This is a genomic window from Streptomyces sp. NPDC001941 (genome assembly GCF_040296945.1).
Taxonomy (GTDB): Bacteria; Actinomycetota; Actinomycetes; order Streptomycetales; family Streptomycetaceae; genus Streptomyces.
In genome coordinates, this window is sequence record NZ_JBEOYE010000202.1 from 1 (window position 1) to 5,084 (window position 5,084).

The following is a 5,084-nucleotide window of genomic DNA, read 5'->3' on the forward strand; positions in this document are numbered from 1 at the left end:
TCCAGGGTGATGCGGCCGAAGTCCATGGCGACCGTGGTGGTGGTCTTGTCGCCGGTGTGGGTGAGGTCGTCGATCCCCGCCGACGCGGAGGTCATGACGGCTTCGGTACGCAGCGGGTTGATCTCCGAGACGGCACCGACGAAGGTGGTCTTGCCCACGCCGAAGCCGCCCGCCACCACGATCTTCGCGCTGGTGGTCGATCGAGCAGCACCGCCGCTAGAGCTTGCGAAGTCCACTGAGCACCCTTTCGAGCAGTGTCACGTCTGGCTGGCCGCCGGCGGTCTCGTCGCCGCCGGGCTGGTGGATGGCGACGAGTCCGGCCTCTGCCAGGTCGGCAACGAGGATGCGGGCGACGCCAAGGGGGATGGAGAGCAGTGCCGAGATCTCAGCCACCGACTTGATCTCGAAGCACAGCCGGCAGATCCGCTGGTGCTCGGGCAACTGCCCTTGCAGCCGGGCCGGATCGGCCGTGGTCGACACCAGCGCCTCGATGGCGAGCTGGTACCGGGGTCGCGTCCGGCCGCCGGTCATGGCGTACGGACGGACCAGGGGGTTGTGCGCGGCCGGCGCGGGCGCGGGCTCGGGGGCGCGACGCGGCTGCTGCACCGGCTGGATGCGCGGTGCGGACGGCTGGTCGTAACCGGGGTGCTGGGGCTGTTGCGGCGTCTGCTGGGGCTGCTGGTACGGCTGTTGGGGGGCGGGCCGTCCGTACGGCTGCCGGTCCCGCTGGTCGCCCTGCCCTCTGCTGCTCGGCGTGGAGGGGAAGTTGAAGCGGTTCTGGCCGTTCTCACCCGAGGCACGGTGAGCACCGTCGTACGGGTGTCCGCTTGGGGGTGTTGCCACGTTTCCTCCTCCGACTGCCGTTCGCCGGTCCATGTCCCTGTGGAGCCGCGCCACCGCACCCTATGGTGCGGTGGCGAGAAACGCACCGTCCGTCTGCTGTGTGAGAAGTCAGTTGAGCAGACTTCCCTGGAGTTCCGCGCGCAGATCCGGGGTCAGGACGGTGCCCGCCCGGTCGACCAGCAGGGCCATCTCGTAGCCCACCAGGCCGATGTCGGCCTCGGGGTGGGCCAGCACGGCCAGCGAGGAGCCGTCGGAGACGGACATGATGAAGAGGAAGCCCCGCTCCATCTCGACCACGGTCTGGTTGACCGGGCCGCCCTCGAAGATCCGGGAGGCGCCCGCGGTCAGCGAGGTCAGTCCGGAGGCGACGGCGGCCAGTTGGTCGGCTCGGTCGCGGGGGAAGCCTTCGGACATGGCCAGCAGGAGTCCGTCGGCGGAGACCACCACCGTGTGGGAAACACCGGGGGTGTTGTCCACGAAGTTGGTGATCAACCAGTTCAGATTCTGCGCCGCCTGGCTCATCGGGCTCACACTAACGCTCCTGGTTGTAGGTACTACCCGGGCCGAGGCCCGATCCGTTCGTGTCCGTTCCCGCCGTGCGCCCCTGCTGGACGCCGCGGCGCAGGTTGCTCAACCTGCCCCGTACGTCCTCCGGCGCGCGGGAGACCTGGGGGCCGCCCTGCGGGGTCTGCTCCGCCGCGCCCTCGACCAGATTGGCCTTGGGGACCCGCCGGGGGAGGCCGGAGGGGGTGACCCCGCCCGCCTTGGGCTCGCGCAGCTTCTCGGCCCGCTGCCAGCGCTCGTCGTTCGTCGAGCGCCAGTCGTCGGTGCCGGCCTCCTCGCTCCGGGGAGCCTCGGGCCGGTCCTGCGGGTCCTGCTGCTGCGGTTCGCGCGGGCGCTGCGGGAGCGGCGGCTGCGCGGCCTGCTGCTGGGGGACCTGCTGCTGGCCGGCGCCGCGACGCGGCAGGCCTGCTTCGGTCAGCTCGTGGCCGTTGCTCGGGGAGGGACCCGGACGGTCGAAGCCTACGCGCTCGGCGCCGTTCGCGGGAGCGCCGGGCCCAGATTCCGATTCTGCCCCGAACTCAGGTTCGTAGGACGCCGGGTAACCGTTCTGATTCGGCCACTCTGCCTGGTGGGGCTGGGGGTCGAACTGGTTGTCGTAGCCGTCCTGGGCGGGCTGACCGGCCGGATAACCGGCTTCCGGATAGCCCTGCTGCGGGTACTCGCCGGTCGCGTACTCACCCGTGGCGTACTCGCCGGTGGGGTACGTCTCGTACCCCCCGCCCTGGTACTCCTGCGGGTAGCCCGGCTCCTGCGGATAGCCCTGGTCGTACGTCGGCTGCGGAGCGTAGCCCGCGTCCGGCGCGAGGCCGCCGTCGGCGCCCTCGTAGTACGCCTGCTGCTGCCCCTGCGCTACGTAACCCTGCTGCGGCTGCTCCAGCTCGTCGCGGAACAGCGGGCGGTCGCCGCCCTGCGCCCGCTCCTCCAGGGCCGCGCGGCGCTCCTCGCGGATCAGCGAGCGGCCCACCGGGTCCAGCGCGGGGCCGGTGGACGGCTGCTCGTAGCGCGAGTCGTCGAAGCCCAGCTCGGCGGCGGTGCGCAGCGGCGCGGGCTCGAAGGACTGCTGCTCGGGGATGATCGAGGAGACGGTGAAGTCGTCCGCCGCCGCGCCCGGCTGACCGCCGCCGCCGTGCGTGATCGCGTCCGGCAGCATGACCAGCGAGGTGGTGCCCGCCTGCTCGCCCGAGGGGCGCAGCTGGACGCGGATGCCGTGCCGGTCGGCGAGGCGGCCGACCACGAACAGGCCCATGCGCTGGGAGACGGCGGCGTCCACGGTCGGCGGGTTGGCCAGCTTGTGGTTGATGTCCGCGAAGTCCTCGGCGGTCAGGCCGATGCCCTTGTCGTGGATCTCGATCATCACGCGGCCGTCGGGCAGCCGGGTCGCGGTGACGCGCACCTTGGTCTGCGGCGAGGAGAACGTGGTGGCGTTCTCCAGCAGCTCGGCGAGCAGGTGCACGAGGTCGGTCACGGCCTGGCCGTGGATCTCCGACTCGGGCACTCCGGTCAGCTCGATGCGCTCGTAGGACTCCACCTCGGAGGAGGCGGCGCGCAGCACGTCGACCAGCGGGACCGGCTGGTTCCAGCGGCGGCCGGGCTCCTCGCCCGCGAGGACCAGGAGGTTCTCGCCGTTGCGGCGCATGCGGGTCGCGAGGTGGTCCAGCTTGAAGAGGTTCTCCAGCTGGTCCGGGTCCGCCTCGTTGTTCTCCAGGTCGGTGATCAGGGTCAGCTGGCCCTCGATCAGCGACTGGTTGCGGCGCGAGAGGTTGGTGAAGATCGCGTTGACGTTGCCCCGCAGCATGGCCTGCTCGGCGGCGAGCCGGACGGCCTCGCGGTGCACCTGGTCGAAGGCGCGGGCGACCTCGCCGATCTCGTCGCGCGAGTCGATCGGGATGGGCTGCACCCGGGTGTCGACGCGGCCCGGGTCGGTGCGCGAGAGCTGGTCGACCAGGCTCGGCAGGCGCTGCTCGGCGATGGTGAAGGCGGCGGTGCGCAGGTTGCGCATCGAGCGGCTCATCTGGCGGGCCATCATCCCGGCCAGGATGAACGCGGCGAGCAGGGCGATCACCACGATGGCCCCGTTGACGATGGCGTCGGTCCTGGCGTCGTCGGAGATCTGGGCCGCCTCGTTCACGGCCTTGTCGACGAGCTCCTTCTCCACCTGGCTGTAGCCGTCGAACTTGGTGGTGGCCACGGCCTGCCAGGACTCGGCGGTGATGAACTTCTTCTCCAGGCCGCGCAGGGCCTTGGGGCTCCTGGCGCTGCCGATGGCGTCCACCATGCCGCCGAAGACGGACTTCACCGGGCCCTTGCCGCCCTTGGGCGGCTCCATGCCCAGGGCCTGCAGCCGCTGGGCGCCGATGGCCGCGCGGTCGGACATGACCTTCTTCAGCCGGGCCGCGTCGGCCTCGGTGCCGCCGGAGTTGAACTCCTGGAGGGCGATGTTCTCCAGGTAGCTGTAGGAGTTGAAGGCCGTGCTCTGGGCGGCGAAGACGGTGTCGTCGTCGCTGGGCCGCACCAGGAGGTGTGTACCAATGGAACGCTGGAGGGACTCGGCGGCCTTGGCCAGCTGGATGGCGTAGACGGTACGCCCGTAGCTGGTGATGTTGCCGGTGCCCAGGCCCAGCTCGTTGGAGAGCTCCATCAGGCCGTGCTGGACCTGGACGTAGCCCTCCTCGGTCTGCACGGGGTCCTTGCCCGGCTGGTACGCGGTCTCGCGCACGCCCTTGAGCAGGGACTCGCCCTCCCGGAAGGTCTTCAGCCGGCGCTCCAGGCCGGGGGTGTCCGGCATGTCCTTCGCGGCCCGGTCGAAGGCGACCTTGGCCTCGTCGGTGGCGGCCCGCGCCTTCTTGACGGTGTCGTCGTCGGTGGCGGACCTGCCCGCGAGCAGCGGTGCGGCGGTGAGGTCGCGTTCGTTGAGCAGGGCCTCGCCGTAGCCGGCGGCGGCGCGCACGACCAGCGCGGTCTTCTCGGCGTCCTGCGCTTCCTGCCAGGTGTCCACGGAGGCCTTCACCTGGAAGCCGCCCATGACGAGCCCGACGAGCACGGGTATGAGGAGGATCGCGTTCAGCCTGGTGGGCACGCGCCAGTTGCGCGGGGACAGCTTGCTGGTACTGCCGGCCGGAGCCCCCGGGACGGGGTCCTCGGACGCATCGGCAGGCGTCGGCGCCGCCGCGCGCGGCGGCGGGGTGAAGTTGCCCCGCGCCTGCTGCTGTGCGGAGCCCGTCGTGCTTCGCCTCACTCGACCAACAACCTCTCGGCGTCGGCACCTACGTCGTGCCGTTTTCTTTCAGGGCCGTACTACTCGGGAGTTCGTCGAATTCCAGCACGTGAAGTGGCCCCGTTCCAAACAGCTGGAATCGGCCATTCCCAGTGGTCCAGACCGGAGATAAAGCGGACATAAAGAACGAGCCCCGCCAAATGGCGGGGCCCGTGTGAGCGCAGGGGTACCAGTTGAACGCGCCGGGTGTCCGAACCCCGCGAATTCTCTGTCGAAACGTTATGAACACAGGGCCGGACCGTGTCTAACGACACAGCCCACCCCGGCAGATCCTACGACAACTGCCGTACGGCCACGTCTACTTGAGACGGGCCATCAGGGCGTGTTCGACGAGGGTGATGAGGGCGCTCTTGGCGTCGGCGCGGTGGCGGGCGTCGGTGGTGATGATGGGGGTGTCGGGGCC

Annotated in this window: 4 protein-coding genes and 1 pseudogene; all 5 read right to left on the bottom strand. The window is 70.6% G+C overall.

What is annotated here, in order from left to right; translation table 11 throughout:
• Positions 1-236: ATP/GTP-binding protein (locus ABT160_RS46265; protein ID WP_176725680.1), on the bottom strand; the 236-nt coding region annotated here is incomplete at its 3' end.
• A complete protein-coding gene (locus ABT160_RS46270; protein WP_351656241.1) occupies positions 217-843 on the bottom strand; it encodes a DUF742 domain-containing protein in 627 nt (208 codons plus the stop codon). The genes ABT160_RS46270 and ABT160_RS46265, both read right to left, overlap by 20 nt.
• A gap of 108 nt (positions 844-951) precedes the next feature.
• Entirely contained in the window at positions 952-1,365 is a 414-nt protein-coding gene (locus ABT160_RS46275; protein ID WP_351656247.1) for a roadblock/LC7 domain-containing protein, read from the bottom strand.
• 10 nt (positions 1,366-1,375) lie between these two features.
• Positions 1,376-4,642 carry a sensor histidine kinase gene (locus ABT160_RS46280; protein WP_351656244.1) on the bottom strand — a complete coding sequence of 1,089 codons (3,267 nt, stop codon included), beginning with the start codon at positions 4,640-4,642 and terminating at the stop codon, positions 1,376-1,378.
• Between the two features lie 337 nt (positions 4,643-4,979).
• A pseudogene (locus ABT160_RS46285) lies at positions 4,980-5,084 on the bottom strand (ATP-binding protein); the annotation flags it as partial.